Below are 24,384 nucleotides of genomic sequence, written 5' to 3' on the forward strand. Positions count from 1 at the left end.
AAACTGATGAAGCGGCGCATCATCATCAACGCTCGACTCGTTTTTCGAAGCCAATCGGCGACCCGGAATTGCTGTATGGGTGACGTGCGGCCTCCCATTCTTCAGCCGGTGACGTCCTCATGGTCACCGTCTTGAACCACTTCGGGGCCGTTGGACCGAACATGTACTACGAGTCCTTGACATGAAAATTACGTCGGTCTCGACTGGCTATAAACGCCCCAGCCGCACAGGGCCCATGAGCAAGAAATCTGCGGAACGACGCCGGCGGCGAGAACGTTCGCTGAAAGACGGGTCGTAGCCGGCCCGCGCGCGCCCGCTCCTGAATGCTGCGCCCCCCCTAGATCGTTGCGACCGATGACCGGCGCTCCACCTTGATCGCGTTGTCCTCACCTTGCAGATCTTTTTCGCGTGCGCTTCGACAGCGAGCCCCCGAAACCGTGACAGTTCCTGCGAAAACACGAACATTCAGCCCGCCCGTGATCCGGCCCGCGCCAATCACTCACCGTGGTCGCCGGTAACCGACTGTCGCCAATTTCCGAAGGTCGTGACATCGGTGCGCCTGTGAACATGTCCCATCTTCGAAGAGCCACTGTCGAGCAACAGCTCGATGCGCTCGCGGCGGACAGCTTTCCCTTTGCGTGGTTCTTGCTGTCGATGCGTTTCTGTCTGGCCAACCACCGGCGCGCCAGCCGCACGCTTTTCTGCACGCTGTCCGATAATGTCGTGCATAAGGTTTACTTCCCTACGTTCGGTTCAATCAGAACTACTTCAAACCTCAGAACTACGCGTTTTCAAGTCGGACTATCCTGATGCGACTCGAAACATTCATTCCTTCATCTGCGTCAGCAGACCGTGACTCTGCCGCACCGGGCGTCGTCCCGCCCCTCGGCGACGATCGCGCAAAGATCGGTGGCAGGCTGCCGCGCGACTGCCGGGTGGGCGCGAAAGTAGCGGCGCAGACCTGAATCGAGCATGCTCCCCACCAGATCTCACCGCCTTGTCTGCGGCGCTTTTGTTCGACTTCGCCGTGTCGTCATCGCGCCTGGTAGCGCTCGATATTCGGCCCAGAACTCGGCGATGCGTCGCTTGCCCCAGCGCGCTGCAGGTCAGCACCGGCGGCGGCCGCCAGTTTGGGCTGGCGCTCAGCGCAGCATGGTCAGCGCCGCCGCATCGACTGCGCGCAGCGGCGGCAGGCCGCGTTGCGTCGATATCTGGCGGCCTTAGTGAAGACGATCAGTCGGCATTCTCGCACAAATTCCCTTCTGTTATTGCCTGCAGGTCATCGTGCTGTACCTGCGGCACTGACAGCAGGACGACGCATCGACCATGCCGGCCACCGTGTTTTTTTCGGATTGGCCGCACCGATGGCGGTACTCGACTATGATCACGTCGAAGCGCCGGCTTCTCAGAGAGCGTCCTCGCGCGTCTTGTCGCAACCCCGCCCATGCGCACCCCGGAGGGCTGGGGCGGATGAACTCTTTCGTCTCGGCTGGCAGAGCAACCCATGCGCGTCTTTCGCCGAATCGAGCCTCCGGAGACGACAGACGACGGTCGCGGTCGCGCACGCCGACGCGCTGCGCGTCGGATCAGGTACAGGGCCAGCGATTCGATAAAAGTGACTTGCGCGCCGGTGGCGCCGAGATGCCCGACGCGGATGGTCGCCCGGTATGGAGCATCGTCCCGTTACAACCTTCGGTCCCGACGCTGATGATCATTGCGCGCGACTCTACGAGCGTGATGGCTTATCGCCACGCTCGCCGACGGCGCGCTAGGACGCCGGACGGATGCTGTCACCGTTGCCATACCAGCGGTTGAAGAGTGGGTCATACCATGCTGACAGCATCGGTGGGCCGGTTCAGCAGAGCGCGGGCTATTGCGATCTCTGCTGATGATGGTCCATCGCCGAACCTATCCTTCGATACGCGTTCCCGGTTCCGAAGTATGGCCTTGGCGCCCGACTGTACAGGAATTCATAGTCCCTGCGCGGGATCACCCCGCCGGCGAAGGACATGATGTCGTCGGCGCCGGATCTTGAGCGCCTTGACCAGCGCCGGCAACGCGTCCTTGTGGCCGGCGTGCGTAGCGCGATTACACGACCGCATGCACGTCGTTTTCGAGGCAAGCCGCGCCGCTTCTTCCAGGGGTCTGGAAGAGCGGGCCGACGTCGAATGTCCTAAGCCGAGGTCGGCAAAGGCGGTAGCCACCACCTTGGCGCCTCGGTCGTGGCCATCCTGACCGAGTTTGGCGACCATGATGCGCGGCCGCCGGCCTTCGTCGTCATTGAACTTGGCGATCTCGGCCTTCAGCGCTTCCCAGCTCGCGATGCCTTCGACGACCGCGCCGTAGACTCCGGAAACGGTCTGTTGGGGTGGCACGGAAACGCCCGTAGAATCTTTTCCATGGCGTCGGAAACCTCGCCGACCGAAGCGCGCAGGCGCATCGCCTTGACGGCGAGGTCGAGCAGGTTGCCTTCCTTGGTCTCGGCCGCGCGTGAGGTCGGCAAGTGCGGCGGTTGACCTTGTCGCTATCCCGACCGGCGCGGACGCTCTTCAGGCGGGCGATCTGCGAGTCGCGGACGGCGTTGTTGTCGATGTCGCGGATTTCGAGGGTCGTCCTGCTTGGCTAGCTTGTACTTGTTGACGCCGGACGATGACGTCCTTGCCGAGTCGATACGCGCCTGCTTGTCGGCTGCGCAGCCCTCGATCTTCATCTTCGCCCAGCCGGATTCGACGGCGTGCGTCATGCCGCCCATGCTGTCGACTTCTTCGATGATTTTCCAGGCCTCGTCGGCGAGATCCTGGGTCAGTTTCTCCATCATGTACGAGCCGGCCAGGGGTCGATGACGTTGGTGATGTGCGTCTCTTCCTGGATGACCAGCTGCGTGTTGCGGGCAATGCGTGACGAGAACTCGGTGGGCAGGGCGATCGCCTCGTCAATGGGCGTTGGTGTGCAAGCGACTGCGTGCCGCCAAAAACGGCGGCCATGGCCTCGATGGTCGTGGCGTACGACGTTGTTGTAGGGGTCCTGTTCGGTCAGCGACCAGCCGGAGGTCTGGCAGTGCGTACGCAACATGCTCGACTTGGGATTCTTCGGTTCGAACTCCTGCATGGCTTTCCACCACAGCAGGCGCGCGGCGCGCAGCTTGGCCACTTCCAGGTAGAAGTTCATGCCGATGGCAAAGAAGAACGAAAGCCGGCCGGCAAAGGCGTCGACGTCCAGGCCGGAAGCGATCGCCGTGCGCACGTAGTCGCGCCCGTCGGCAATGGTGAACGCCAGTTCGAGCGCCTGCGTCGCACCGGCTTCCTGCATGTGATAACCCGAAATGGAGATCGAGTTGAACTTCGGCATGTGCTGTGCGGTGTAGCCGATGATGTCGGAGATGATCTTCATCGACGGCTGCGGCGGGTAAATGTAGGTGTTGCGGACCATGAACTCCTTGAGGATGTCGTTCTGGATGGTCCCCGAGAGCTTGTCCTGCGGCACGCCCTGTTCTTCGGCGGCGACGATGTAGCCGGCAAGAATCGGCAGGACGGCACCGTTCATGGTCATCGATACCGAGATCTTCTCGAGCGGGATGCCGTCGAAGAGAATCTTCATGTCTTCGACCGAGTCGATTGCCACGCCAGCCTTGCCGACGTCACCGGTGACGCGCGGATGGTCGGAGTCGTAGCCACGGTGGGTGGCCAGGTCGAAGGCCACCGAGACGCCCTGGCCGCCGCCGGCCAGCGCCTTGCGGTAGAAGGCATTCGACGCTTCAGCGGTGGAGAAGCCGGCGTACTGGCGAATGGTCCATGGCCGGCCGGTATACATGGTGGCCTGCGGGCCGCGAACGAAGGGGGCGAGGCCGGGCAGCGTGTCGGTGTAGGGCAGGCCTTCCAGATCCTTGCTGGTATACAGCGGCTTGACGACCACTCCTTCAGGAGTGACCCAGTTCAGTGTGTCAAGCTCGGCACCGCGCAGCGCTTTGGCGGCTGCCTTTTTCCAGGCATCGAGGTTTGACGAATCAGCGGGTGCAGGATTGTTCGCGTTGGACATGACGGAACCTTTCACGGAATCAGAGGAATGGGGTGGGGCTCTCGCCCCCGACGACTCTAGGAATTATACCGACCAGGAGAGCCACAACGGCGGACAGATGACTGTAACGCTTGACACCCCGCCCGACGAATAATACTGTATCCATAATTATGAAAGCAAGGTCTCGCCTGAGACCCTGAACGAATCGGCAATAAAGAGATCGATGGAATCCGAGTCAAATCGCCCAGACTGCCCTCTATCAGGAAGTCGCTGAACGACTACGGCAGAGAATCTTTGCGCATGAGTTGCTCCCGGGCGCAAGAATCGACGAGCAGGCGCTGGCGCTCGATTACGGGATCAGCCGGACGCCGCTGCGCGAGGCGCTGAAGGTGCTGGCCTCCGAAGGCCTGGTGACACTGCGGCCACGCCGTGGCTGCTTTGTTACCGAGGTCTCCGAGCAGGATCTCGATGACATCTTCCCCTTGATGGCCATGCTCGAAGGGCGTTGCGCCCTCGAAGCGACGACGCGGGCCCAGCCCGAAGACCTGGCCAGGCTCGATGCGCTGCACGGGCAACTGGAACAGTTCGCCGAGAGCAACGAGATCGCGCGTTTCTTCGAGGCCAATCAGGCGTTTCACTACCAGATCCAGGAAATGTCCGGCAACCGCAGATTGCGCCAGGTGATCCAGGACCTGCGCAAGGTGCTCAAACTGACGCGCCTGTTTTCACTGAGCATTGACGGCCGCCTGCAGCAGTCGCTCGTCGAACACGCGGCCATCCTGGCGGCGATCAAGGCCGGCGACGCGGCGGGCGCGCAAGCGGCGATGCACGATCACATTCTGGCCGGACGCCAGGCACTGGCCAGGAGCCACGTCGCTCAAGAACTGGCGACATGAGCGGGCGTGTTCTGTGCACGCGCGCGGAAAATGTGGCCACGGTCACCCTCTCCAATCCGGGCAAGCTCAACGCCATCGACTTCGCCATGTGGCAGAGCCTGGCCGAGATCGTCGCCGAACTGTCGGGCGACGATCAGCTGCGCTGCGTCATCGTCCGCGGCGATGGTGATCAGGCTTTCGCCGCCGGTGGCGACATCGAAGAGTTTCTCAGCCGGCGAGACACGGTGGACCGGGCGATGGCCTACCACGCGCAAGCGGGAGCCGCCTTGCAGGCTTTGGCCGACTGTCGTCAGCCGACGATCGCGTTGCTGCAGGGGGCGTGTATCGGTGGCGGGCTGGAGATTGCCGCGCAGTGCGACCTGCGCATCTGCGCGCAGTCGTCGCGTTTCGGCGCACCGATCAACAGGCTCGGTTTTTCCATGTATCCCGCCGAAATGGCGAGTCTTCTTCGTCTGGCTGGGCCGGCATGCCTGCTCGAAATCCTGCTCGAAGGGCGTATCCTCGGCGCCGCGGAAGCGCTGAGCAAAGGCCTCGTCACCCGCGTCGTTGCCGATGCCGACGTCGTCGACGAGGCCTACGCCAGCGCCGGTCGAATTTGCGCCGGTGCACCGCTGGTTGCCCGTTGGCACAAGCAGTGGCTACGCCGGTTGCAGCAGGGTGGTCCGCTCAGCGACGAGGAACTGCGCGCCTCGTTCGCTTTTCTCGATAGCGACGATTATCGTGAAGGCCTGGCGGCATTCATGGAAAAGCGCAAGCCGCAATTCACCGGCCGCTGATCGCCGCCATCAGGCGAACAGACCCCACATCATCTTCCCGGCAAGGACGATCAGGATGCCGGCGAAAAGACGCTTCAGGGTGGCCACCGGCAGGCGGTGGGCGAGTCTCGCGCCGAGTGGCGCAATCAGCATGCTCGACGGCACCAGCCAGACGAAAGCCGGCAGGTGGACGTAGCCGAGGCTCCACGGCGGCAGATCGGTCTGTCCCCAGCCGTTGAAAATGTAACCCAGAGAACCGCCAAAGGCGATCGGAAAGCCGATTGCCGCGGATGTCCCGATGGCATGCTGAACACGGACATTGCACCAGGTCAGGAAAGGGACGGTGAGCGATCCGCCGCCGATGGCGACCAGCGCCGAGACCGCGCCGATGCCGCTGCCGACGGCGAAGACACCGCCGAAGCCGGGCAGCTCGCGCGCCGCTTTCGGCTTCAGGTTGAGGATCATCTGCGCAGCGACCAGGCAGACGAAAACGGTGAAGAAGAGGGCCAGCGGCCTCGACGGTACGCTGCCGGCGAAGAAGGTGCCAAGCAGGGTGCCGAGCAGAATCCCCGGGGTGATCTGGAAGACGATTTTCCAGAGCACGGCGCCATGCTGATGGTGGGCGCGCAGGCTGGCCAGCGAGGTAAACAGGATCGTGGCCATCGACGTGCCGAGCGCCAGATGGAGGACCTCGTTGGCCGGAAATCCAGCCTGCGCGGCGAACATCATGGTCAGTGTCGGGACCATCACCAGTCCGCCGCCGATGCCGAGCATGCCGGCGAAGAAGCCGGTGAACAATCCGAGCGCGATGTATGCGAGCCACCAGAGCAAGGCAGACTCCCTTCAGGTCAACAACCGACTGTGCCAAGACGACCTATCATCCCACGAATCGGGTGCCGCACCGCGTCTGCCCGCGGGCGATGGCGGTGATGCGCTCCTACTTTTCGAGGATTTCGGCCAGCATGCGGTCGACGCCGACCCGCCAATCGGGCAGGCATAGATCGAACGTCGTCTGCAGCTTGCGCGTCTCCAGGCGCGAGTTCAGCGGTCGCGGCGCGGGCAGGGGGTAGGCGCTGCTCGGCACCGCCTCGATGGCCGACGGGGCGACGCGGAGGCTCTCGCCGGCCTGGCCGGCGAACTCGACGACGTGTCGCGCGTAGCCGTGCCAGCTGGTCTCGCCACCGGCTGCCAGATGATAGAGTCCCGCCAGCTGCGGCTGTGGCCGAACGCTGCGCAGCGCCAGTGCGGTGACGTCGGCGAGCAGTTCGGCGCCGGTTGGCGCACCTATCTGGTCGGCGATGACCTGCAGCCGGTCGCGCTCGCCGGCCAGGCGCAGCATGGTGCGGGCAAAGTTGTTGCCACGCGCGGCGTAGACCCAACTGGTGCGAAAGATCAGGTGTTTGTCGCAAGCGGCGACCGCCTGTTCGCCCGCGAGTTTGCTTTGTCCGTAGACGCTCAGTGGGGCGGTCGCGTCGTTTTCCTGCCAGGGCCTCTCGCCGCTGCCGTCAAAGACGTAGTCGGTCGAGTAGTGCACCAGCCAGGCGCCGAGGCGGCTGGCTTCCTCGGCCAGCACGCCGGGCGCCAGCGCGTTGAGCGTTCTGGCCAGCGCGGGTTCCGCTTCGGCCTTGTCCACCGCCGTGTGCGCGGCCGCATTGACGATGACGTCGGGAGCGACTGCGCGCACGCAGGCCGCCAGGCCGTCGAGCTTGGTGAAATCGCCGCACAGCTGACCATCGCCTTCGCGATCGAGGGCGACGATAGTCCCGAGCGGCGCCAGGCTGCGCTGCAATTCCCAGCCGACCTGTCCGCGCTTGCCGAAGAGCAGGATCCTCATTTCTCGCGTTCGCCGTAGTTCTTTTCGACCCAGTCGCGGTAGCTTCCGGACTGTACGTTGTGCACCCATTGCTGGTTTTCGAGGTACCAGAGCACGGTCTTGCGAATGCCGGTGGCGAAGGTTTCTGCCGGTTTCCAGCCGAGCTCGTTCTCGATCTTGCGCGCGTCGATGGCGTAGCGGCGGTCGTGACCCGGCCGGTCGGCGACGGTGGTGATCTGCTCGCGATAGGGCTGGCCGTCGGCGCGCGGACGAAGTTCGTCGAGCAGTTGGCAGACGGTGTGCACGATGTCGAGGTTGGGTTGCTCGTTCCAGCCGCCGACGTTGTAGGTTTCGCCCGGGCGACCGGCTTCGAGCACGCGGCGGATGGCCGTGCAGTGATCCTTGACGTACAGCCAGTCGCGGATCTGCTGGCCGTCGCCATAGACCGGCAGGGCTTTTCCGGCGAGGGCGTTGACGATCATCAGCGGGATCAGCTTTTCCGGGAAATGGTAGGGACCGTAGTTGTTCGAGCAGTTGGTGGTCAGCACCGGCAGCCCGTAGGTGTGGTGGTAGGCGCGCACGAGATGGTCGCTGGCCGCCTTGCTTGCCGAGTACGGGCTGTTCGGCTCGTAGGCGTGCGTCTCGCTGAAAGCCGCTTCGTCGCTGCGCAATGAGCCATACACTTCGTCGGTCGACACGTGCAGGAAGCGGAAGCCCTGCCTGGCCGGGTCCGCCAGTGTGCCCCAATAGGCGCGCGTCGCTTCGAGGAGATGGAAGCTGCCGACGATGTTGGTCTGGATGAAGTCCTCGGGGCCATGGATCGAGCGATCGACGTGTGACTCGGCGGCAAAGTTCACGATCGCGCGCGGCTGGTATTGCGCCAGGAGGCTGGCGGTGAGCTGGCTGTCGCCGATGTCACCGTGCACGAAGATGTGCCGCGGGTCGCCGGCCAGCGTCGCGAGGTTCTCGCGATTGCCGGCGTAGGTGAGCTTGTCGAGGTTGATCAGCGCCTCGTCGCTTTGTGCCAGCCAGTCGAGGACGAAGTTTGCGCCGATGAAGCCGGCGCCGCCGGTGACCAGAATCATGTACAGGTCCTTTCAGAGGGAGGGTAAACGGGAGAAGCGGTGTCGGCGCAGTCAGGCGCAGGCATCGGGTACAGCCCGCCAGCCGGGACGCGCGGCCTACCGCTTTCGAGTCAGCGACCGTAGCTGTCCTGCAGACGGACGATATCGTCCTCGCCAAGATAGCTGCCGGACTGGACCTCGATCATCTCGAGGTCGATCTTGCCGGGGTTTTCCAGACGATGGACGACGCCGAGCGGGATATAGGTCGATTGGTTTTCGGACAGCAACAGGGTTTCGTCGCCGCGCACGATAAGCGCCGTTCCCTTGACGACCACCCAGTGCTCGGCACGGTGATGATGCTTCTGCAGACTGAGGCTGGCGCCAGCTTTCACCAGGATACGCTTGACCTGATAGCGCGGCGCATGCGCCAGCCCTTCGTAGCTGCCCCAGGGGCGATGAACGATGTGCCTGAGTTCGGTTTCACTGCGCGCCGAGCGCTTCAGCTCCTCGACCACCGCCTTGACTTCCTGCGCTTTTGACTTGTCGGCGACAAGTACGGCGTCGGGAGTGGCGACGACGATCAGTTCGCTGACCCCGACGGTGGCCAGCAATTGCCCTTCGGAGAGGAGAATCGAATTGCGGGTGTCGATACTCAGCACGTCACCGCGTTGTGTGTTGCCGTTGCCGTCGGCCTGGCCCAGCGCCGCCATCGCGTCCCAGGCGCCGATGTCGTTCCAGCCGACATCGAGTGGAATGACCACGCCACGGTCGGTCTTTTCCATCACCGCGTAGTCGATCGACTTCGAGGGGCTGGCGACGAAAGCGGCGTGATCGAGGCGTACGAAGTCGAGGTCGCAGCGGTCGCTGGCGACAGCCGCCGTGACACACTCGCGGATTTCCGGCGCGTAGCGCTCGAGGGCGTCGAGGTAGCTGTCGGCGCGGAAGAGGAACATGCCGCTGTTCCAGAAGTAGTCGCCGGAATCGAGGTAGCGCTGCGCGGTTTCGCCGTCGGGCTTCTCGACGAAGCGATCGAGCGCATAACCGCCGGCCACGGCCTCGCCGCGACGGATGTAGCCGTAACCTGTTTCGGGACGGTCAGGGACGACGCCAAAAGTGACCAGGGCGCCGGCGTCGGCGTGTGGAATCGCTGCCCTGACCGCGTCCTGGAAAGCGGCCACGTTGGCGATGACATGGTCCGAGGGCAGCACCAGGAGCAGTGGCGGGTCCTGCTGCGTGCCGGTACCGATGGCGTGCACCGCGGCCGCGGCGACTGCCGGTGCGGTGTTGCGTGTGGCCGGTTCGAGGAGAATGTCGGCTTTCTGGCCGATCTCGAAGAACTGCTCGGCGACCAGGAAGCGATGGTTCTCGTTGGCGACGGCAATCGCGCCGCCGAGTCCGGCGATACCGTCGAGGCGGCGCACGGTGTTCTGCAGCAGCGAGAAGTCGTCGACCAGGCGGAGAAACTGCTTCGGGTAGTGCGTTCGTGACAGCGGCCACAGACGGGTGCCCGAGCCTCCACAGAGGATTACCGGGCGGATCACAGAGGTGTTCATTTTCAGCGTCTCCAGTTGCTGCAGGCTTGCCGCCAAGGGATTTGGGAGGCAGCATTATAGCGCTGCCGCGTTTTGCCCCTCGCGGGCGGCGGCGAGGAGTGTAGGCGAGTGCCGGCAAGCGCTGGCCGACAGGGGCGGCCGGCAAGGCGGCTGGCGGCGCGCGCCATCTTCTATAATGCACTCTTCCCGCTTGCCGCCCCTTTTCCCCTGAACTGGCCCACCGATGCGCATCCTACTGGTAAAAACCTCGTCGCTCGGTGACGTAATCCACAACTTGCCAGTCGTCAGTGATCTGCGCCATAGCTTCCCCGAAGCGTCGATCGACTGGTGCGTCGAAGAATCGTTCGCCGACATTGCGCGGCTGCATCCGGCGGTCGACGAGGTCATCCCGGTGGCCATCAGGCGCTGGCGAAAGAATCTCTCGCGGCTGGTGACCTGGCGCGAAGTGCGCGCTTTTCGCGCCCGCATCGTTTCCCGGACTTACGACGCCGTACTCGACACCCAAGGCTTGCTGAAAAGCGCGCTGATTGCCCGCCAGGCAAGCGGCAGGCGCTACGGCTACGCCGCCGAATCGGCGCGTGAGCCGCTTGCAGCGCGCTTCTACGATGAAACCTTTGTCATCCCGCGCAACGTGCACGCGGTCGAACGCAACCGCTGGCTGGCCGCCGCGGCTTTCGACTATCCGGTCGACCTGGTGCTCGACTACGGTATTTCGGCACCGGCCATCGATGGCGCTGGTCCTGCGCGGGGTCGGTCGGTCATCCTGCTGACGGCGACCAGTCGCGACGACAAGCTGTGGGACGAGGCGAACTGGTGCGTGCTTGGTCGCGCCTTGCTGGAGCGTGGGCTGACGCCGGTTCTTCCGGCTGGCAGTGCGCTCGAGCGGCAGCGGGCCGAGCGTATCGCCGCCGCCCTGGACGGGGCCATCGTGCCGCCACCCCTGTCGCTGCCGCAGGTCGCCGTCCTGATCGCGCGGGCAGACCTGACGATCGGTGTCGATACCGGCCTGGCGCACCTTGCGGCTGCCTTGCGCGTGCCGGTGATTGCCCTCTACGTCGCTACCGATCCGGCCTTGACCGGCGTCTACGGCAGCGGTTTCGTGCGCAACCTCGGTCGTAGCGGCGCGCCGCCGTCGACCGGCGAGGTGCTGAGGGTTGCCGAGCAGGCGCTGCGTTGATGGCGCGTCTGGCCCTTCTCGCCTATTCGCTGCTCTTCTACCTGGCGCTGCCGCTGGTCTGGCTGCGGCTGCTCTGGCGCGCCCGCCGCCAGCCGGCGTATGTGCAACATCTTGGCGAGCGCCATGGTTTCTATCCGCCGCTGGCGGCCCGGCAGCGGCCGCTGCTCTGGCTGCACGCCGTTTCGGTGGGTGAGACGCGCGCCGCCGCACCGCTGATCGACGCGCTGCTGGCTGCCTATCCGGACCATGACCTGCTGCTCACCCATATGACGCCGACCGGCCGGGAAACCGGCAGCGAGTTGCTGGCGACACATCCCGGGCGGCTGCAACAGGCCTACCTGCCGTACGACTTGCCGGACGCCTGCGGGCGGTTTCTCGATCATTTTCGGCCGCGCGTCGGATTGCTGATGGAAACCGAGCTGTGGCCAAACCTGATCGACGTGGCGCGCCGGCGGCGCGTGCCGATGGCGCTGATCAACGCGCGCCTGTCGGCGCGCTCCTTGCGCGGCTACCAGCGGCTGAGCCGCCTGATCCGACCGACGCTGGCGTCGCTGAGTGCGGTCGCCGCGCAAACGAAGGCCGACGGCGAACGCCTGCAGCACCTGGGTGCTCGCCAGCCGAGCGTCTGCGGCAATCTGAAATTCGACGTCACGCCGCCGGCGGACAAGCTGCAGCTTGGCGCGCACTGGCGGCAAGCCGTTGGCCAGCGGCCGGTGTGGTTGTTGGCCAGCAGCCGGGAAGGGGAGGAGGCGCTGCTGCTCGACGCCCTGGCAGCGGTGGGCGTTGCCGACCTCCTGCTGGTCCTCGTCCCTCGCCACCCGCAGCGTTTTGCCGAGGTCGCCGCGCTGCTTGCCGCCCGCAAGTTGGCTTTCCGCCAGCGAAGCTCAGCGCAACTGCCAGGCAGCGAGACCCGCGTCTGGCTGGGCGACAGCATGGGTGAAATGGCCGCCTACTACGCCTTGGCGGATCTGGCCTTGATGGGGGGCACGGTGCTGCCGTTTGGCGGACAGAACCTGATCGAGGCCGCGGCCTGTGGCTGTCCGCTGCTCTTGGGTCCGCACAGCTTCAACTTCGCCCAGGCCAGTGACGATGCCGTGGCCTGTGGCGCTGCGCGGCGAATCGTCGACGCCGGCCAGGCGGCGCTGGTGGCCGGCGAACTGTTTGCCCAGCCGGCGGAACTGCTGACCATGCGCGCTGCGGCGACGGCGTTCAGTCAGGCGCATCGCGGCGCCACGGCGCGTACCGTGGCGCTGATCGAGACGCTTACGGGGCCTCGAAAAGGCTGTTGATCTTCTCCAGGTCGGCTTCGCCGAGCGCGCCGACGGCGGCTTTCAGGCGGAGCTGGGCGAGCAGGGTGTCGAAACGCGCCTTGGCCAGGTCGCGGCGGGTGACATAGACCTGATTCTCGGCGTTGAGGACGTCGATGTTGATGCGTACGCCGACCTCGTAACCAAGCCGGTTCGATTCCAGCGAGCTGAGGCCGGAAACCAGCGCGGCTTCCAGCGCCTGGACGCCGGCGAGGCCGTTGACCACCCCCAGGTAGGATTGACGTGCGTTGAGCGTCGAGCTGCGTCTGGCATTGTCGAGCGCAGCCTGTTCGGCGTCGCGCCTGGCGATCGCTTCGCGGGTCTTCGAGTTGACCGAGCCACCCTGAAATATGGGGATATTGAGCTGCAGACCCACCTGGCGGGTGGTGTTGTCGATCGAGCCGACACCAAACTGGCCGGGACCGTTGTTCTGGTTGACGTTGGCGACCATGTCCAGCGTCGGGTAGTGCCCCGCCTTGCTCACCTCGACAGCCTTGGCCGCCGCTTCGCTGGCCGCCTGCTGCGCCTGGACGACAAAGCTATCGTTCTCGGCAGCGCTGACCCATTGTTCCATGTTTGCCGGTTGTGGCGGCTGCATGACGGCTTTCGGCTTGAGCCGATTCAGCTCGCCGACGTCCTTGCCGGTGAGCACGCTCAGCGCATAGCGCTTTACCGCCAGTTCGCTGTCGGCAGCAACCTCCTGCGCGGTGGCCAGGTCGTAGCGCGACTGTGATTCGTAGGTGTCGGTCACCGTGGCGATGCCGACCTCGAAGTTCTTCTTCGCCTGCGCAAGTTGCTGCGCGATCGCTGTCTTGTTGGCCTGCACGGCGCGCAGGTTCTCGACCGCGAAGAGGACGTCGAAGTAGGCCTGCGCGACACGCAGGACCAGATCCTGGCCCGCCTGGGCGAAAGTGGCTTCGCTCTGCATGACCAGCAGCTTCGACTGGTCGTATTGAACGAAATTCTGCCAGCGGAACAGCGGCTGCGTCAGGTTGACCCCGTAACTGTTGCTGTTGTACTTGTTCCGATACGAGTCGCTGAGTGGGTTAACCTTGACCTTGTAGGTGGTGTCGTTCCAGAAGGTGTTGCCGGTCGCCGCAATCGTCGGCAACAATCCGGCCAGCGCTTGCGGCTCCTTTTCGCGCCCGGCAGCAGCGCTGGCGCGCGCGGCAGCGTACTGCGCATCGTAGGTCAGGGCATCACGATAGACCTGCAGGAGGTCGGCGGCGAACGCGGGAGCTGCAGAGAAAAGTGCGGCCAGGAGGAGGCCAAACTTCCGGGGGCCAAACTTCCGGGCGCCGGGTTTCACGGACATGTTTTTCGAACTCGCTTTCAATATTTGTGCATCGCCGGATCGACGTCATTCGCCCACGCGTCGACACCGCCGCTGAGGTTGTAGATCGAAGTGAAGCCCTGCCGCTCGAGAAAGCCGCCAACCTGCCGGCTACGCACGCCGTGATGGCAGATGACGACGATGTCGGCATCGCGCTCGAGCTCGTCAATGCGCGCCGGTACGCTCTGCATGGGCAGGAGGAGTGAGTCGGCAAGGTGGCAAAGCTCGAACTCCCAGGGCTCGCGGACATCGAGCAGCAGTGGTCGCCGGCGTGCTGGCGACCCGCCACTGCCGCCCGCCGAGGTGCTTGCCGTCAACCATTCCTTCAGCTGGGTCGCCGAGAGCTGCTGCATCTGGTCTCGGAAGCGTCAGAAAACGAAGCGCTGGCGCGGCTTTGCCGTGCGCAGCGGCGCGACGATGGTTTCGAAAAGATTGATCGTGTTGAAGGCCTTCTCGTCGGTGCGCGTCGTCAGGCGGGCCTGCATCACCGGTCGCTCACCGATGAACGCTGCCAGACGGCCACCGATCTTCAACTGCTGCAGGAAGGCTTCGGGCAACTCGGGCAACGAGCCGGAGACGACGATCACGTCGTAGGGTCCCTGCGTCGGCCACGCCTCGGACGCGTCGCCGGTTTCAACGCTGACGTTGGCCACTCCCGCCTGCTCCAGGTTGGCCCTGGCGGTTTCGGCGAGCAGCGGATCGATCTCGACGCTATAGACATACTCGGCCTTGGTCGCCAGAAGGGCGGCCATATGGCCGCTGCCGGTACCGACCTCGAGCACGATGTCGGCGTTCTTGACGGCCACTTCCTGGAGAATGCGCGCCTCGATCTTGGGTTGCAGCATGGTCTGGCCATTGCCGATCGGCAGCTCGATGTCGGCAAAGGCCAGCATCTGGTAGGCGGCCGGTACGAACTGTTCGCGCTTCACCGCGTCAAGAACCGCCAGCACTTCCGGATCGAGCACCTCCCAAGGGCGGATTTGCTGCTCGATCATGTTGAAGCGAGCCTGTTCCATATCCATCTTCACCGCTGTCATGGCATTCCTCATCAATATAGCCATATTAGCACGATCTAATATGCGATCTTCAGCGAAATTATACCCTGCTATCTGACCAGGGTCTTGCCTCGGCTGCCGTGGCGCGGTTCGGCGCTCCTGCAGGCCGTGCCGAAGTGCTCACCGTTGGTCGCAGGGCGAAAAAAAAGCGGCACCCTGAGGTGCCGCTGTCGCTGCTTATCGAGCCCTGTCCGGGCTTAGGCGCCGAGAACCTTGATCTGGGCCGAGAGGCGGCTCTTCTGGCGAGCGGCCTTGTTCTTGTGAATGATGTTCTTGTCGGCGATACGATCAATCACCGCGACTGATTCCTGAAAAATGCTTTGGGCAGCAGCTTTGTCGCCTGCCACGATCGCCTTCTGAACGCGCTTCACGGCGGTCCGCAGCGTCGAGCGCAGGCCGGCGTTGTGGATGCGTTGCTTGACGCCTTGGCGGGCTCGTTTGCGAGCTTGTGCGCTATTGGCCATGAATATTCGTTCCTATGAAAGCGGTTGGTTGCAGCGAAAGGCGAGGATTGTACAGGGGCAGGCCAAGGGAAGCAAGCGCCCGTCGGTCGGGGTGTGGCTTTTTTGCTCGTCGCGATAATCGGGAATCCGGCGGGCGAGAAAAAAACGGGCGCCAGGCGCCCGTTTTTTCTGCCATCAAGAGACGGCAACTCAGAAGCTATGCACGAGGCCGCCACCGACCGTGTAGTTGCTTTCGCCTGGCGCGCCAATCAGGCCCGGGGTGATGATCGCCTGCCCGGGAATGGAGTGATTGTCGTTGTTAAAGTAGCTGTACGCTGCGTACACCGCGGTGCGCTTCGAGAGCGGGTAGGTGTACATGGTGCCTGCGCCCCAGCTATCGCCGTCGGGGGCGTTCTTCTTGTCAAGTGACAGTTTGCCGTAGCTGAAAGCCAGCGTGCCGGGACCAACGGGCGCATTTACGCCGAGGGTCCAGAGCTTGCTGTCGTCGATGCCATTGACCAGGAAACCAGCATTGTTGTCGAGTGACTGATAGCTGGCAAAAGCTTTGACAACCTTGAAGTCGTAGCTACCGCCAACGTACCATTCGTTTATGCTCTTGCCGCTACCCGGTGCCTCAACCGGAGGCGGGGCGGGATTGGGCAGGACGACATTGGTGCGCGACTGGTAGACCAAGTCGACGTTCACCGGGCCGTTGGCGTAGTTGACGCCGAGGCCAGCCTTGCCGTTGTCCGAGGTGCTGGCGTTGTTGTAGCCGCCGAGATTGCTCTCTCCGAAGCCGTAGATGGCGCTAACGGTGAAGCCCGAGTAGCTGTTGCTGGTATAGGTGACCGAGTTGTCGAAGCGGGCCGGGCTGTTCGGCGTGATCGTCATTCCGGACAGGGCGCTGAGGCTGGATTGTATGGCCATGTCGGTTGCGTCGAGAGCGTCGTTGCGGGCGGCTGCGTTGAAGCCAGGCGAGTACTGGCGGCCAAGGGCGACGGTACCGAGCTTGTCGCTGGAGAGGCCGACGAACTGCTGACGGGCGTTGAGAGACCCGTCGGCGCCGTTGTTACCGATGCCGTAGTTACCGTCGATGTTCAGCGCGTACTCCAGCGTGAATACCGCCTTGAGGCCGTTACCTAGCGCTTCTTCGCCCTTGAAGCCGAGGCGCGGACCGGCGGCGATTCCCGAGGCGATGCCGCTGAAGGTATTCGTCCCCATGCCGGGACCGGCGCTACCCGAACTGTAAACGTAACCGGCATCGACGACGCCGTAGATGGTGACGTTGGTCTGGGCAAGCGCAGCGCCTGAAGCCAGGCTGGCAACGGCCAGCGCGATGAGTTTCTTTTGCATATCAGTAATCTCCGGTGTCGTTTTTCATCAATTGGACTGTTCGCTTTGCGCCGAAATGACCTGCTGTGACTGAGGCAGCGCTGCGAAATGGCTGGACAGAGTTTGGCAAACTGTAGGGAGGTGGGCAAGCGCGACAAGCGTCGATTGGTGCAGAAAGGAGTAATTGTTGTGTTTCTGCCACAGCCCCCTTTGCGGGCGGCGCATGGCGATGCCATGTGAATTACATCCCCGGGGTGAGTGGGTGGCCGAGTGGGGTCGCGGCGCTATGGTCACCGGCACGGGCGATAGTGGCGCGGGCTCTATACGCTACGCAGGGCTAGTGGATTGGCTGATGAACGCAAAAAAAAAACGGGCGCCGTAGCGCCCGTCTTACATACTAGCTGATCCGGTGGAATCAGAAGGTGTGACGCACACCAGCCAGGAAGGTGTTGTTGTCTTCGTTCACCGCACCGACGCCGGCCACTGGCGCGCTTGCGCTGCTGTAGTTGTCGTTGGAGGTCCAGACGTAACCAGCGTACAGGGTGGTGCGCTTGGACATGGCTGTCGTCCAACCCAGGGCGGCCGATTGGCTGTTGTTGTTAAACAGCTTCTCGCCATCGGGAGCGCGGCCCATATCCCAGCCCAGATTGCCGTAGCTGAAGAGGATGTTGCTCGCGGCCATGACCGGGACGACTGCGCCAACTGTCCAGATCGTGTTGTCGAGATTGCCCAGCGTGGTATTGGTGAGCGGGTTCTTGTCATTCTGTTGCTGCCACGAACCCATGACCTTGACGACCTTAAAGTCATAGGAGCCGCCGATGTAGTACTCGTTAATGTCTTTTCCGTCACCGGTGCCGGAGAAGTTCGCACCAAAAGCTGGAACGGAACCGTATAGTCCATAGACTTTCTGATGCGTCTGGTAAACCAGGTCGATGTTCAGTGGCCCATTGGAATAGTTGCCACCAATGCCGAACATGCCGTTGTCGGTGGTGCTGGTGTCCTTGCTGTTGAACATACCATTTACGGCGCGTTCACCAAAACTGTAGTTGGCCTTGGCGGTGAAGCCGCTCCAGTTCGGCGAAGTGTAGGTGGCAGCGTTATTCCAGCGGGCAAGGCTGCCCGGATTGATGGTGTTGGCTGCGTTAGTGGTCAGGAAAGCCGTCGGCGCGAAGGCGGCGCCAGCAAACGGGTCGTTATTGACCGTGGCCTGATAGCCGGGAGCATATTGACGGCCCAGGGCGACAGTACCGAGCTTGTCGCTTTGCAGGCCGACGAACTGCTGACGGGAATTCAAAGAGCTCCCGGTACCGCTGCCGATACCACCGTTGCCGTCGATGCCGAGCGAGTATTCGAGGGTAAAGACCGCCTTGAGGCCGTTGCCGAGGGCTTCCTCGCCCTTGAAGCCAATACGCGAACCGCTCAGCAGGCCGGACTGGATGCCGCTGAAGGTGTTGTTGCCGCCGATCTTGTCGCCGTTCTGGAAGTCGTCCTTGCCCGCGCTGCCCGAGCTATAAACGTAGCCGGCGTCAGCAACACCGTAAACGGTGACGTTGGTCTGGGCAAAAGCAGCGCCCGAGGCCAGGCTGGCAACGGCCAGTGCGATAAGTTTCTTTTGCATGGTGAATCTCCTCTATGTTTGCGATCAATGAATCCAACTGGTGCTTCATCAAACTGGGCCTCTCGGTAAAGACGAGAAGTTGAAGTGATTGTGGCAAACGCCGCCAAGCGCGGCAAGTTCCCCGAGCGCTTTAGTGGCTTGTTGGGAACATAGTGTTGGGTTTTTGCAACAAGCCTGCCAATTTCCTGCGCTGACCGGTTCGCGACGCCTCGTCATACGGGTTGTGGGTGTTGGGCGCAGACCGGTTCCGGTCGACCAGCGGTCGATCGGGCGAGGTCAGGCAAACAGGGCCGCGAGCGCTTCGCCGGGTTCGCCGGCGCGCATGAAGGCTTCACCGACAAGAAAGGCATTGACGCCGTGGTCGCGCATCAGGGCGACGTCGCTGCGGGCAAGGATGCCACTTTCGGTGACCACGACGCGATCTCCAGGGGTCGATGACAGGAGGTCCAGGGTCGTCTGCAGGCTGACCTCGAAGCTGCGCAGGTTGCGGTTGTTGATGCCGATCAGCGGTGTGGCGAGTTGCAGGGCGAGCTCGAGTTCGTGGCCATCGTGCACTTCGACGAGGACGCCCATCCCGAGGCTGGCGGCGACGGCCTCGAAGTCAAGCATGCTCGGCAAATCGAGCGCCGCGGCGATGAGCAGGATCGCATCTGCACCCATCGCGCGTGCTTCGAAGACCTGATAGGCGTCGACCAGGAAGTCCTTGCGCAATACGGGCAGGGCGCAGGCTGAACGCGCCGCCTGCAGATACGCGGGCGAGCCCTGGAAAAACGGGCTGTCGGTGAGTACCGACAGACACGCCGCGCCGTGGCGCTGATAACTGGCAGCGATCTCGGCGGGGTGGAAATCGGCACGCAGCACGCCGCGGGACGGGCTGGCCTTCTTGATTTCGGCGATCACCGCCGGCTGCGTGGCCGCGATTCTGGCGCGGATGCTGCCGACGAAGTCGCGTGCCGCCGGCTGCCTTTCGGCGGTGGCACGTAGCTCGATCAGGGGGGTGGCCGCTTGCGCAGTCGCGACTTCGTCGTGCTTGACGGCAAGAATGCGCTTGAGGATGTCGCTCATCGTGGCGCTGCCTCCGCGGCCGGTACCGTGGCGTCTTCTTCCGTGTCTTCGAATATCTGGCCAACCGGCATCTGCAGTGCCAGAGACGCCAGTTCGACGTTCTCGCCAGGGCCATAATCGTGCAGGACCCAGTGATTTTCGGAGTCGCGCCGGAAGACTTCGATGCGTTGTGCCGCCAGGTCGATGAGGACGTAGTCCTGCAGGCTGTCAAGCATGCGATAGGCGGCGAACTTGCTGCCGCGGTCGAAGGCCGCGGTCGACTCGGAGAGGACTTCGGCGACCAGCACGGGGTGGCTGACGTAATCGGGCGTCAAGCGGTCGCGTGGGTCGCAGGTGACGAGTACGTCGGGATAGAAGAAGCAATTCGCAGCTTCGACGCGGGCCTTGACCGATTCGACGAAGACGCGACATGGCGTGCCTTTGAGGGCTTGGCGCAGGGTGCTGGCAAGGTTCAGTGTGGCGACATTTTGCGACTGGCGCACGCCGACCATGGCAAAGACCTCGCCCGCGACGTATTCGTGCCGCTCTGCCTGCACTTCTTCCCAGGCCAGGTAGGCGGCAGCATCGAAGGGCTCTTCAGTTTGCGGGATGGCCATGCCTTGTGTCTCCCTCGCCAAGCGGCTGATCACGCCGAGAAGTCGCGCGTGAACGCGACGAACTCGTCGAGCCTGGCGAGGGCCGCGCCCGAGGCGATGGCTTCGAAAGCCCGCTCGACGCCGTCGGCCAGCGTATCGCCAAGACCGCTGACGTAGATGCTCGCGCCGGCGTTGAGGGCGACGATGTCACGCGCCGCACCGCTCTTGTTCTGCAGGGTGGCCAGCAACATCGCCTTCGACTCCTCGACGTTGGCCACGCGCAAGGCCGCGGGATCGTGCAGCGGCAGATTGAATTGCTCGGGGTGGACGGTGTACTCGTCGATGCGGCCGTCGTTCAGTTCGCCGACCAGCGTTTCGCCGGCGATCGAGATTTCGTCGAGACCTTCGCGCCCGAAAACGGTCAGCGCGCGCGAACTGCCGAGTCGCTGCAGAACACGCACCTGGATTCCCACCAGGTCGGGATGAAAGACGCCGAGAACCTGGCTTTCCGCGCCGGCCGGGTTGGTCAGCGGGCCGAGGATATTGAACAGGGTACGCACACCCAGCTCGCGGCGAACCGGCGCCGCGTGCTTCATCGCACTGTGGTGATTGGGGGCGAACATGAAGCCGATGCCGACTTCGTCGATGCACTGTCCGACCTGTTCCGGGGTGAGGTTGATATTCACGCCAAGCGCCTCGAGAACGTCGGCGCTGCCCGACTGCGATGACACCGAGCGGCCACCGTGCTTGGCTACCCGGGCTCCGGCTGCCGCGGCGACGAACATCGCGGCCGTCGAAATGTTGAAGGTCTGCGCGCCGTCGCCGCCGGTGCCGCAGGTATCGACCAGGTGCGCACGGTCGCTGACGGTTACCTTGGTCGACAATTCCCGCATCACCTGCGCCGCTGCCGAGATTTCGCCGATGGTTTCCTTCTTGACGCGCAGGCCGGTGATGATCGCCGCAATCATGACCGGCGTCACTTCGCCACCCATGATCTGGCGCATCAGGGAAACCATTTCGTCGTGAAAGATCTCGCGGTGTTCGACGACTCGCGCCAGGGCCTCCTGTGCTTTCATTGGTGGTGCTCCTCGAGGAAGTTCTTCAACAGGTCGTGGCCGCGTTCGGTGAGGATCGATTCGGGATGGAATTGAACGCCTTCGACGGCCAGGGTACGGTGGCGCAGGCCCATGATCTCGCCGTCGTCGGTCCAGGCGGTAATCTCCAGGCAGTCCGGCAGGGAGTGGCGCTCAACCGCCAGCGAGTGATAGCGAGTGCAGGTCAGCGGATTCGGCAGGCCGCGGAAAACGCCCTGGTTGCTGTGCTCGACCGGCGATACCTTGCCATGCATCAGCTTGTGCGCGTGCACCACGCGGCCGCCGAAGGCCTCGCCGATGGCCTGGTGACCGAGGCAGACGCCGAGCAGTGGAATCCTGCCGGCAAACTCACGAATCGCGGCCAGCGAGATTCCCGCCTGTGCCGGCGTGCATGGGCCGGGAGAAATGACCAGCAGGGCCGGGTCGAGACGCGCGATCTCGGCGAGCGAAATGGCATCGTTGCGGAATACCCTGACTTCCTGCCCCAACTCGCCAAAATACTGCACGAGGTTGTAGGTAAAGGAGTCGTAGTTGTCGATCATCAACAGCATGCAGGGCCTATCCTTTTTGTTCTCTAGGGCCAGCGGTCCGGATGGTCGGGTTCAATGCCCTCGTTGATACCCGCTGTTTCGATTGCCACCCTCGTGCCAATGGTCTGGAAGCGAATGCACGAAAACGACTATTGTCGCCCATATCGGCTCCGGCTCAAACCACCACGGCGCCGCTCAGGCACCGTGATTGCCCCTGGTAAGGCAAGCGCCGCGCCTTGACGGCGGCGCGGGCCGCGGACGACGCAGCTCGGACAGGACATTCGTATCGAGCAGCCAATCCGTCACAGGCTCAAGTCCGGCACGGACATCGGCACGCGCTGGGGTTCAAGATCGATATCGCGGTGCGGCGAGGCTTGCAATGCCGCGATCAATGCCCGGCCGGTGCGAACGCCCTTGAGACGGCGAAACTCTTCGGTGGCGATGATGACGACTTCGTCGCGGCCATGCACGGTGACGGCTTTGATAAATTAGTCATACTGACTAGCATGACGCAGACGCCACCGCATTCCCGCTCAGAACGCATCGCCGGCCATTACCCTTGATAAGCTGTTACCGCAGCCACGCGTTCATTGGGCAGCATCGATCCCCGCTCGTGTTCTGCGTGTTGCGCAGCGGCTTTCCGTCATTCGCGGCGCTGGTCCGGGAATCTCGAGTTTTCGCCAAGGCCATTCAGGAGGAGATCAGACATGCAAGGATTTCAGGATTTGCTGGCAAAATTTCTCGGCGCAAGCCTGCTCTCGCTGGGAGTCGTCTGCGCGGCCGGCGCCGCGGTGCCGTATGTCAGTGGCGGTATTGGTGACGACGACCCGATCGAGGTCGAGGCGATGCGCAACGAGTACAACCTGCAACTCGTTTTTGTCGAGAAGGGCAGCGGTGCCTACCTGGCCGATGTCAAGGTGCGCATTCAGGATGCGGCGGGGCAGACAGTCCTCGATGCGTATTCACCGGGACCTCTGTTCTTCGTCAGCCTGCGCCCAGGGCACTACCGCGTCGACGCCGAATACAATGGCGGGGTGCTCAGCAAGACCGCCAGTGTTGGCGAAGGTCGTCGCCGGGAGCTTTATTTCTACTGGCCGCACGAGTAGGTCGTATTGCCCCTGGTGTCGTGCTGCGTTCTTGATGAGACCTGCAGCGACCCGGATCGCCGCGTGAAACCCGTGCGGTGGCTGGATTTCGCCCGCTCCATGGCGCTGCCGTCATCGCCAAATCCGGGCAAGCACTCCCCAGCCACCGTCATTGCGGGTGGCGGTCGGTGGCTCACAAGCGCGTGTCGAGGCCGTGCTCGGCAAGTTCTGCGGCGCGCAGCACTGCCAGAGCCTTGTTCTGGGTCTCCTGCCATTCCGAGGCCGGGTCCGAATCGGCGACGATGCCGGCACCGGCCTGGACGTGCAGCTGGCCATCCTTGACGACGGCCGTACGGATGGCGATGGCCAGGTCCATGTCGCCGTTGAAACCCATGTGGCCGACCGCACCGGCGTAGATGCCGCGCTTGACCGGTTCCAGCTCGTCGATGATTTCCATGGCCCGCACCTTGGCGGCGCCGGAGACCGTTCCCGCCGGGAAGGTGGCCTTGAGAACGTCGAAGGCGTTCAGCTCGGGGCGCAGCCGGGCTTCCACATTCGAGACAATGTGCATGACGTGAGAGTAGCGCTCGACGATCATGTTTTCCGTGAGCTTGATGCTGCCGACGCGGGCGACGCGACCGGCGTCGTTGCGGCCGAGGTCGAGGAGCTGGACGTGTTCGGCGCGTTCCTTCTCGTCGGCCAGCAACTCGTCGGCGAGCGCCTGGTCCTCGTCGAAGGACACGCCGCGCCGGCGGGTGCCGGCGATGGGCCGCACGGTCACCGTGTCGCCCTCGAGGCGAACGAGGATTTCCGGTGAGGCACCGACGACGTGGAAGTCCTCGAAGTCGAAATAGAACATGTACGGCGACGGATTGAGCGAGCGCAGCGAACGATACAGGGCCATCGGGCTGGCGCTGAAGGGCTTGCTCATGCGCTGCGAAAGGACGACCTGCATGATGTCGCCTTCGGTGATGTAGCGCTTGGCCTTGACCACCGCCTTCTTGAACTGGGTTTCACCGAACATCGACGTCGCCGGCTGCGAGGGCTGCGGTTTTTCAGCGGGAATGCGCACCGGTTCGCGCAGCCTGGCGAGCAGTTCCCGCAGTCTCGCCTGCGCCTTCTGGTAGGCGCCGGGAACGCCTGGCTCGGCGTAGACCACCAGCGTCAGCTTGCCCGAGACGTTGTCGACCACGGCAATCTCCTCGGAGAGCAGGAGGACGATGTCGGGAATGCCGAGGTCGTCGGGTTTCTGCGAGCGCGTCAGGCGGGTCTCGATGTAGCGCACGGTATCGTAGCCGAAGCAGCCGACCAGGCCACCGCAGAAGCGTGGCAGACCGGTCGTCGGCGCCGCCCGAAAGCGCTGCATGTAGTTGGCAATGAAGTCGAGCGGGTTGGTGTCGTCCTCGCGTTCGGCAATGCGATTGCCATTGAGTACCAATACCTGATGCGCGTTGACCACGATGCGCGTCGGGCTGGCCAGGCCGATGATCGAGTAACGGCCGAAGCGCTCGCCCCCCTGTACCGACTCAAGCAGGTAGGTGTAGGGCTGATTGGCCAGCTTCAGGTAGATCGACAACGGGGTGTCGAGATCGGCGAAGGTCTCCAGGGTCACCGGGATACGGTTGTAGCCTTCGGCGGCCAGCCGATTGAAATACGCTGCAGTCATGGGAACTCC

At 63.5% G+C, this 24,384-nt stretch carries 23 protein-coding genes and 1 pseudogene; 5 read left to right on the plus strand and 19 right to left on the minus strand.

Annotated elements, in window-relative coordinates:
* Positions 1-495: 495 nt before the first annotated feature.
* From QZ634_RS19905 to QZ634_RS19920, 3 genes and pseudogenes are all read right to left on the minus strand, one after another.
* Complete coding sequence (locus tag QZ634_RS19905; protein ID WP_291991246.1) at positions 496-729, minus strand: hypothetical protein; 234 nt, start codon at positions 727-729, stop codon at positions 496-498.
* A 1,241-nt stretch (positions 730-1,970) separates the two neighbouring features.
* Positions 1,971-2,375, minus strand: a complete 405-nt coding sequence (locus QZ634_RS19910) for a hypothetical protein (RefSeq protein WP_291991247.1) — start codon at positions 2,373-2,375, stop codon at positions 1,971-1,973.
* 149 nt (positions 2,376-2,524) lie between these two features.
* Positions 2,525-4,035: pseudogene (locus tag QZ634_RS19920) on the minus strand (methylmalonyl-CoA mutase family protein).
* A 218-nt stretch (positions 4,036-4,253) separates the two neighbouring features.
* Between QZ634_RS19920 and QZ634_RS19925 the strand changes: the two are divergent.
* Together QZ634_RS19925 and QZ634_RS19930 are read left to right on the plus strand one after the other, a co-directional pair.
* Positions 4,254-4,910, plus strand: coding sequence for a GntR family transcriptional regulator (locus QZ634_RS19925; RefSeq protein WP_291991332.1), 657 nt, complete (start codon positions 4,254-4,256; stop codon positions 4,908-4,910).
* Positions 4,907-5,686: an enoyl-CoA hydratase-related protein gene (locus QZ634_RS19930; RefSeq protein WP_291989999.1), complete on the plus strand. Its 780-nt coding sequence runs from the start codon at positions 4,907-4,909 to the stop codon at positions 5,684-5,686. The genes QZ634_RS19925 and QZ634_RS19930 overlap by 4 nt, the downstream gene beginning before the upstream one ends.
* 9 nt (positions 5,687-5,695) lie before the next feature.
* On the opposite strand, the gene QZ634_RS19935 is transcribed toward QZ634_RS19930, so the two are convergent.
* From QZ634_RS19935 to QZ634_RS19950, 4 genes are all read right to left on the minus strand, one after another.
* Positions 5,696-6,496, minus strand: coding sequence for a sulfite exporter TauE/SafE family protein (locus tag QZ634_RS19935; protein ID WP_291989997.1), 801 nt, complete (start codon positions 6,494-6,496; stop codon positions 5,696-5,698).
* 106 nt (positions 6,497-6,602) lie between these two features.
* Positions 6,603-7,499 (minus strand): dTDP-4-dehydrorhamnose reductase, encoded by an 897-nt coding sequence (rfbD, locus tag QZ634_RS19940; RefSeq protein ID WP_291989995.1) that lies wholly within the window; start codon positions 7,497-7,499, stop codon positions 6,603-6,605.
* Positions 7,496-8,563 carry a dTDP-glucose 4,6-dehydratase gene (rfbB, locus tag QZ634_RS19945; protein WP_291989992.1) on the minus strand — a complete coding sequence of 356 codons (1,068 nt, stop codon included), beginning with the start codon at positions 8,561-8,563 and terminating at the stop codon, positions 7,496-7,498. Before rfbB ends, rfbD begins: the two co-directional genes overlap by 4 nt.
* A 110-nt stretch (positions 8,564-8,673) precedes the next feature.
* Positions 8,674-10,095 carry a mannose-1-phosphate guanylyltransferase/mannose-6-phosphate isomerase gene (locus QZ634_RS19950; RefSeq protein ID WP_291989990.1) on the minus strand — a complete coding sequence of 474 codons (1,422 nt, stop codon included), beginning with the start codon at positions 10,093-10,095 and terminating at the stop codon, positions 8,674-8,676.
* Positions 10,096-10,318: 223 nt separating this feature from the next.
* Here QZ634_RS19950 and waaC point away from each other — a divergent pair, with 223 nt between their 5' ends.
* On the plus strand, positions 10,319-11,272 hold the full coding sequence (gene waaC / locus QZ634_RS19955) for a lipopolysaccharide heptosyltransferase I (RefSeq protein ID WP_291991250.1): 954 nt from the start codon (positions 10,319-10,321) through the stop codon (positions 11,270-11,272).
* Entirely contained in the window at positions 11,272-12,561 is a 1,290-nt protein-coding gene (gene waaA, locus QZ634_RS19960; RefSeq protein ID WP_291989983.1) for a lipid IV(A) 3-deoxy-D-manno-octulosonic acid transferase, read from the plus strand. The genes waaC and waaA overlap by 1 nt, the downstream gene beginning before the upstream one ends.
* On the opposite strand, the gene QZ634_RS19965 is transcribed toward waaA, so the two are convergent.
* The 11 genes from QZ634_RS19965 to QZ634_RS20015 form a co-directional block, all read right to left on the minus strand.
* Positions 12,536-13,894 carry a TolC family outer membrane protein gene (locus QZ634_RS19965; protein WP_291991251.1) on the minus strand — a complete coding sequence of 453 codons (1,359 nt, stop codon included), beginning with the start codon at positions 13,892-13,894 and terminating at the stop codon, positions 12,536-12,538. The two genes, waaA and QZ634_RS19965, sit on opposite strands and share 26 nt — an antisense overlap.
* A 17-nt stretch (positions 13,895-13,911) precedes the next feature.
* Complete coding sequence (locus tag QZ634_RS19970; RefSeq protein WP_291991252.1) at positions 13,912-14,265, minus strand: rhodanese-like domain-containing protein; 354 nt, start codon at positions 14,263-14,265, stop codon at positions 13,912-13,914.
* A gap of 15 nt (positions 14,266-14,280) precedes the next feature.
* The gene (locus tag QZ634_RS19975) at positions 14,281-14,934 is read right to left on the minus strand and encodes a protein-L-isoaspartate O-methyltransferase (protein ID WP_291990140.1); all 654 of its coding nucleotides are present in this window, start codon (positions 14,932-14,934) and stop codon (positions 14,281-14,283) included.
* A gap of 230 nt (positions 14,935-15,164) precedes the next feature.
* Complete coding sequence (gene rpsT / locus QZ634_RS19980) at positions 15,165-15,431, minus strand: 30S ribosomal protein S20 (protein WP_043566151.1); 267 nt, start codon at positions 15,429-15,431, stop codon at positions 15,165-15,167.
* A gap of 189 nt (positions 15,432-15,620) precedes the next feature.
* Complete coding sequence (locus tag QZ634_RS19985; protein ID WP_291991253.1) at positions 15,621-16,763, minus strand: porin; 1,143 nt, start codon at positions 16,761-16,763, stop codon at positions 15,621-15,623.
* Positions 16,764-17,157: 394 nt separating this feature from the next.
* Entirely contained in the window at positions 17,158-18,360 is a 1,203-nt protein-coding gene (locus QZ634_RS19990) for a porin (RefSeq protein WP_291991254.1), read from the minus strand.
* 276 nt (positions 18,361-18,636) lie between these two features.
* On the minus strand, positions 18,637-19,425 hold the full coding sequence (gene trpC / locus QZ634_RS19995; protein ID WP_291991255.1) for an indole-3-glycerol phosphate synthase TrpC: 789 nt from the start codon (positions 19,423-19,425) through the stop codon (positions 18,637-18,639).
* Positions 19,422-20,021 carry a Uma2 family endonuclease gene (locus QZ634_RS20000; protein WP_291991256.1) on the minus strand — a complete coding sequence of 200 codons (600 nt, stop codon included), beginning with the start codon at positions 20,019-20,021 and terminating at the stop codon, positions 19,422-19,424. Before QZ634_RS20000 ends, trpC begins: the two co-directional genes overlap by 4 nt.
* Before the next feature lie 29 nt (positions 20,022-20,050).
* Entirely contained in the window at positions 20,051-21,076 is a 1,026-nt protein-coding gene (trpD, locus tag QZ634_RS20005; RefSeq protein WP_291991257.1) for an anthranilate phosphoribosyltransferase, read from the minus strand.
* Positions 21,073-21,645, minus strand: a complete 573-nt coding sequence (locus QZ634_RS20010) for an aminodeoxychorismate/anthranilate synthase component II (protein ID WP_291991258.1) — start codon at positions 21,643-21,645, stop codon at positions 21,073-21,075. Before QZ634_RS20010 ends, trpD begins: the two co-directional genes overlap by 4 nt.
* Positions 21,646-21,926: 281 nt before the next feature.
* Complete coding sequence (locus QZ634_RS20015) at positions 21,927-22,094, minus strand: hypothetical protein (RefSeq protein WP_291991259.1); 168 nt, start codon at positions 22,092-22,094, stop codon at positions 21,927-21,929.
* Between the two features lie 237 nt (positions 22,095-22,331).
* Between QZ634_RS20015 and QZ634_RS20020 the strand changes: the two genes are divergently transcribed.
* Positions 22,332-22,730, plus strand: a complete 399-nt coding sequence (locus tag QZ634_RS20020) for a carboxypeptidase regulatory-like domain-containing protein (RefSeq protein ID WP_291991260.1) — start codon at positions 22,332-22,334, stop codon at positions 22,728-22,730.
* 172 nt (positions 22,731-22,902) lie between these two features.
* On the opposite strand, the gene trpE is transcribed toward QZ634_RS20020, so the two are convergent.
* The gene (gene trpE, locus QZ634_RS20025; protein WP_291983136.1) at positions 22,903-24,375 is read right to left on the minus strand and encodes an anthranilate synthase component I; all 1,473 of its coding nucleotides are present in this window, start codon (positions 24,373-24,375) and stop codon (positions 22,903-22,905) included.
* Positions 24,376-24,384: the final 9 nt, after the last annotated feature.

This window comes from Candidatus Accumulibacter sp. ACC007 (assembly GCF_907163205.1).
Classification (GTDB): domain Bacteria; phylum Pseudomonadota; class Gammaproteobacteria; order Burkholderiales; family Rhodocyclaceae; genus Accumulibacter; species Accumulibacter regalis.

Coding starts and splice junctions, on each gene's coding strand:
- QZ634_RS19975 (WP_291990140.1), bottom strand. CDS start 14,934: ATGGATATGGAACAGGCTCGCTTCAACATGATCGAGCAGCAAATCCGC.
- waaC (WP_291991250.1), top strand. CDS start 10,319: ATGCGCATCCTACTGGTAAAAACCTCGTCGCTCGGTGACGTAATCCAC.
- QZ634_RS19905 (WP_291991246.1), bottom strand. CDS start 729: ATGCACGACATTATCGGACAGCGTGCAGAAAAGCGTGCGGCTGGCGCG.
- trpE (WP_291983136.1), bottom strand. CDS start 24,375: ATGACTGCAGCGTATTTCAATCGGCTGGCCGCCGAAGGCTACAACCGT.
- QZ634_RS20010 (WP_291991258.1), bottom strand. CDS start 21,645: ATGCTGTTGATGATCGACAACTACGACTCCTTTACCTACAACCTCGTG.
- trpC (WP_291991255.1), bottom strand. CDS start 19,425: ATGAGCGACATCCTCAAGCGCATTCTTGCCGTCAAGCACGACGAAGTC.
- QZ634_RS19970 (WP_291991252.1), bottom strand. CDS start 14,265: ATGCAGCAGCTCTCGGCGACCCAGCTGAAGGAATGGTTGACGGCAAGC.
- rfbB (WP_291989992.1), bottom strand. CDS start 8,563: ATGATTCTGGTCACCGGCGGCGCCGGCTTCATCGGCGCAAACTTCGTC.
- trpD (WP_291991257.1), bottom strand. CDS start 21,076: ATGAAAGCACAGGAGGCCCTGGCGCGAGTCGTCGAACACCGCGAGATC.
- QZ634_RS20020 (WP_291991260.1), top strand. CDS start 22,332: ATGCAAGGATTTCAGGATTTGCTGGCAAAATTTCTCGGCGCAAGCCTG.
- waaA (WP_291989983.1), top strand. CDS start 11,272: ATGGCGCGTCTGGCCCTTCTCGCCTATTCGCTGCTCTTCTACCTGGCG.
- QZ634_RS19990 (WP_291991254.1), bottom strand. CDS start 18,360: ATGCAAAAGAAACTTATCGCACTGGCCGTTGCCAGCCTGGCCTCGGGC.
- rfbD (WP_291989995.1), bottom strand. CDS start 7,499: ATGAGGATCCTGCTCTTCGGCAAGCGCGGACAGGTCGGCTGGGAATTG.
- QZ634_RS19950 (WP_291989990.1), bottom strand. CDS start 10,095: ATGAACACCTCTGTGATCCGCCCGGTAATCCTCTGTGGAGGCTCGGGC.
- rpsT (WP_043566151.1), bottom strand. CDS start 15,431: ATGGCCAATAGCGCACAAGCTCGCAAACGAGCCCGCCAAGGCGTCAAG.
- QZ634_RS20000 (WP_291991256.1), bottom strand. CDS start 20,021: ATGGCCATCCCGCAAACTGAAGAGCCCTTCGATGCTGCCGCCTACCTG.
- QZ634_RS19930 (WP_291989999.1), top strand. CDS start 4,907: ATGAGCGGGCGTGTTCTGTGCACGCGCGCGGAAAATGTGGCCACGGTC.
- QZ634_RS19965 (WP_291991251.1), bottom strand. CDS start 13,894: ATGTCCGTGAAACCCGGCGCCCGGAAGTTTGGCCCCCGGAAGTTTGGC.
- QZ634_RS19985 (WP_291991253.1), bottom strand. CDS start 16,763: ATGCAAAAGAAACTCATCGCGCTGGCCGTTGCCAGCCTGGCTTCAGGC.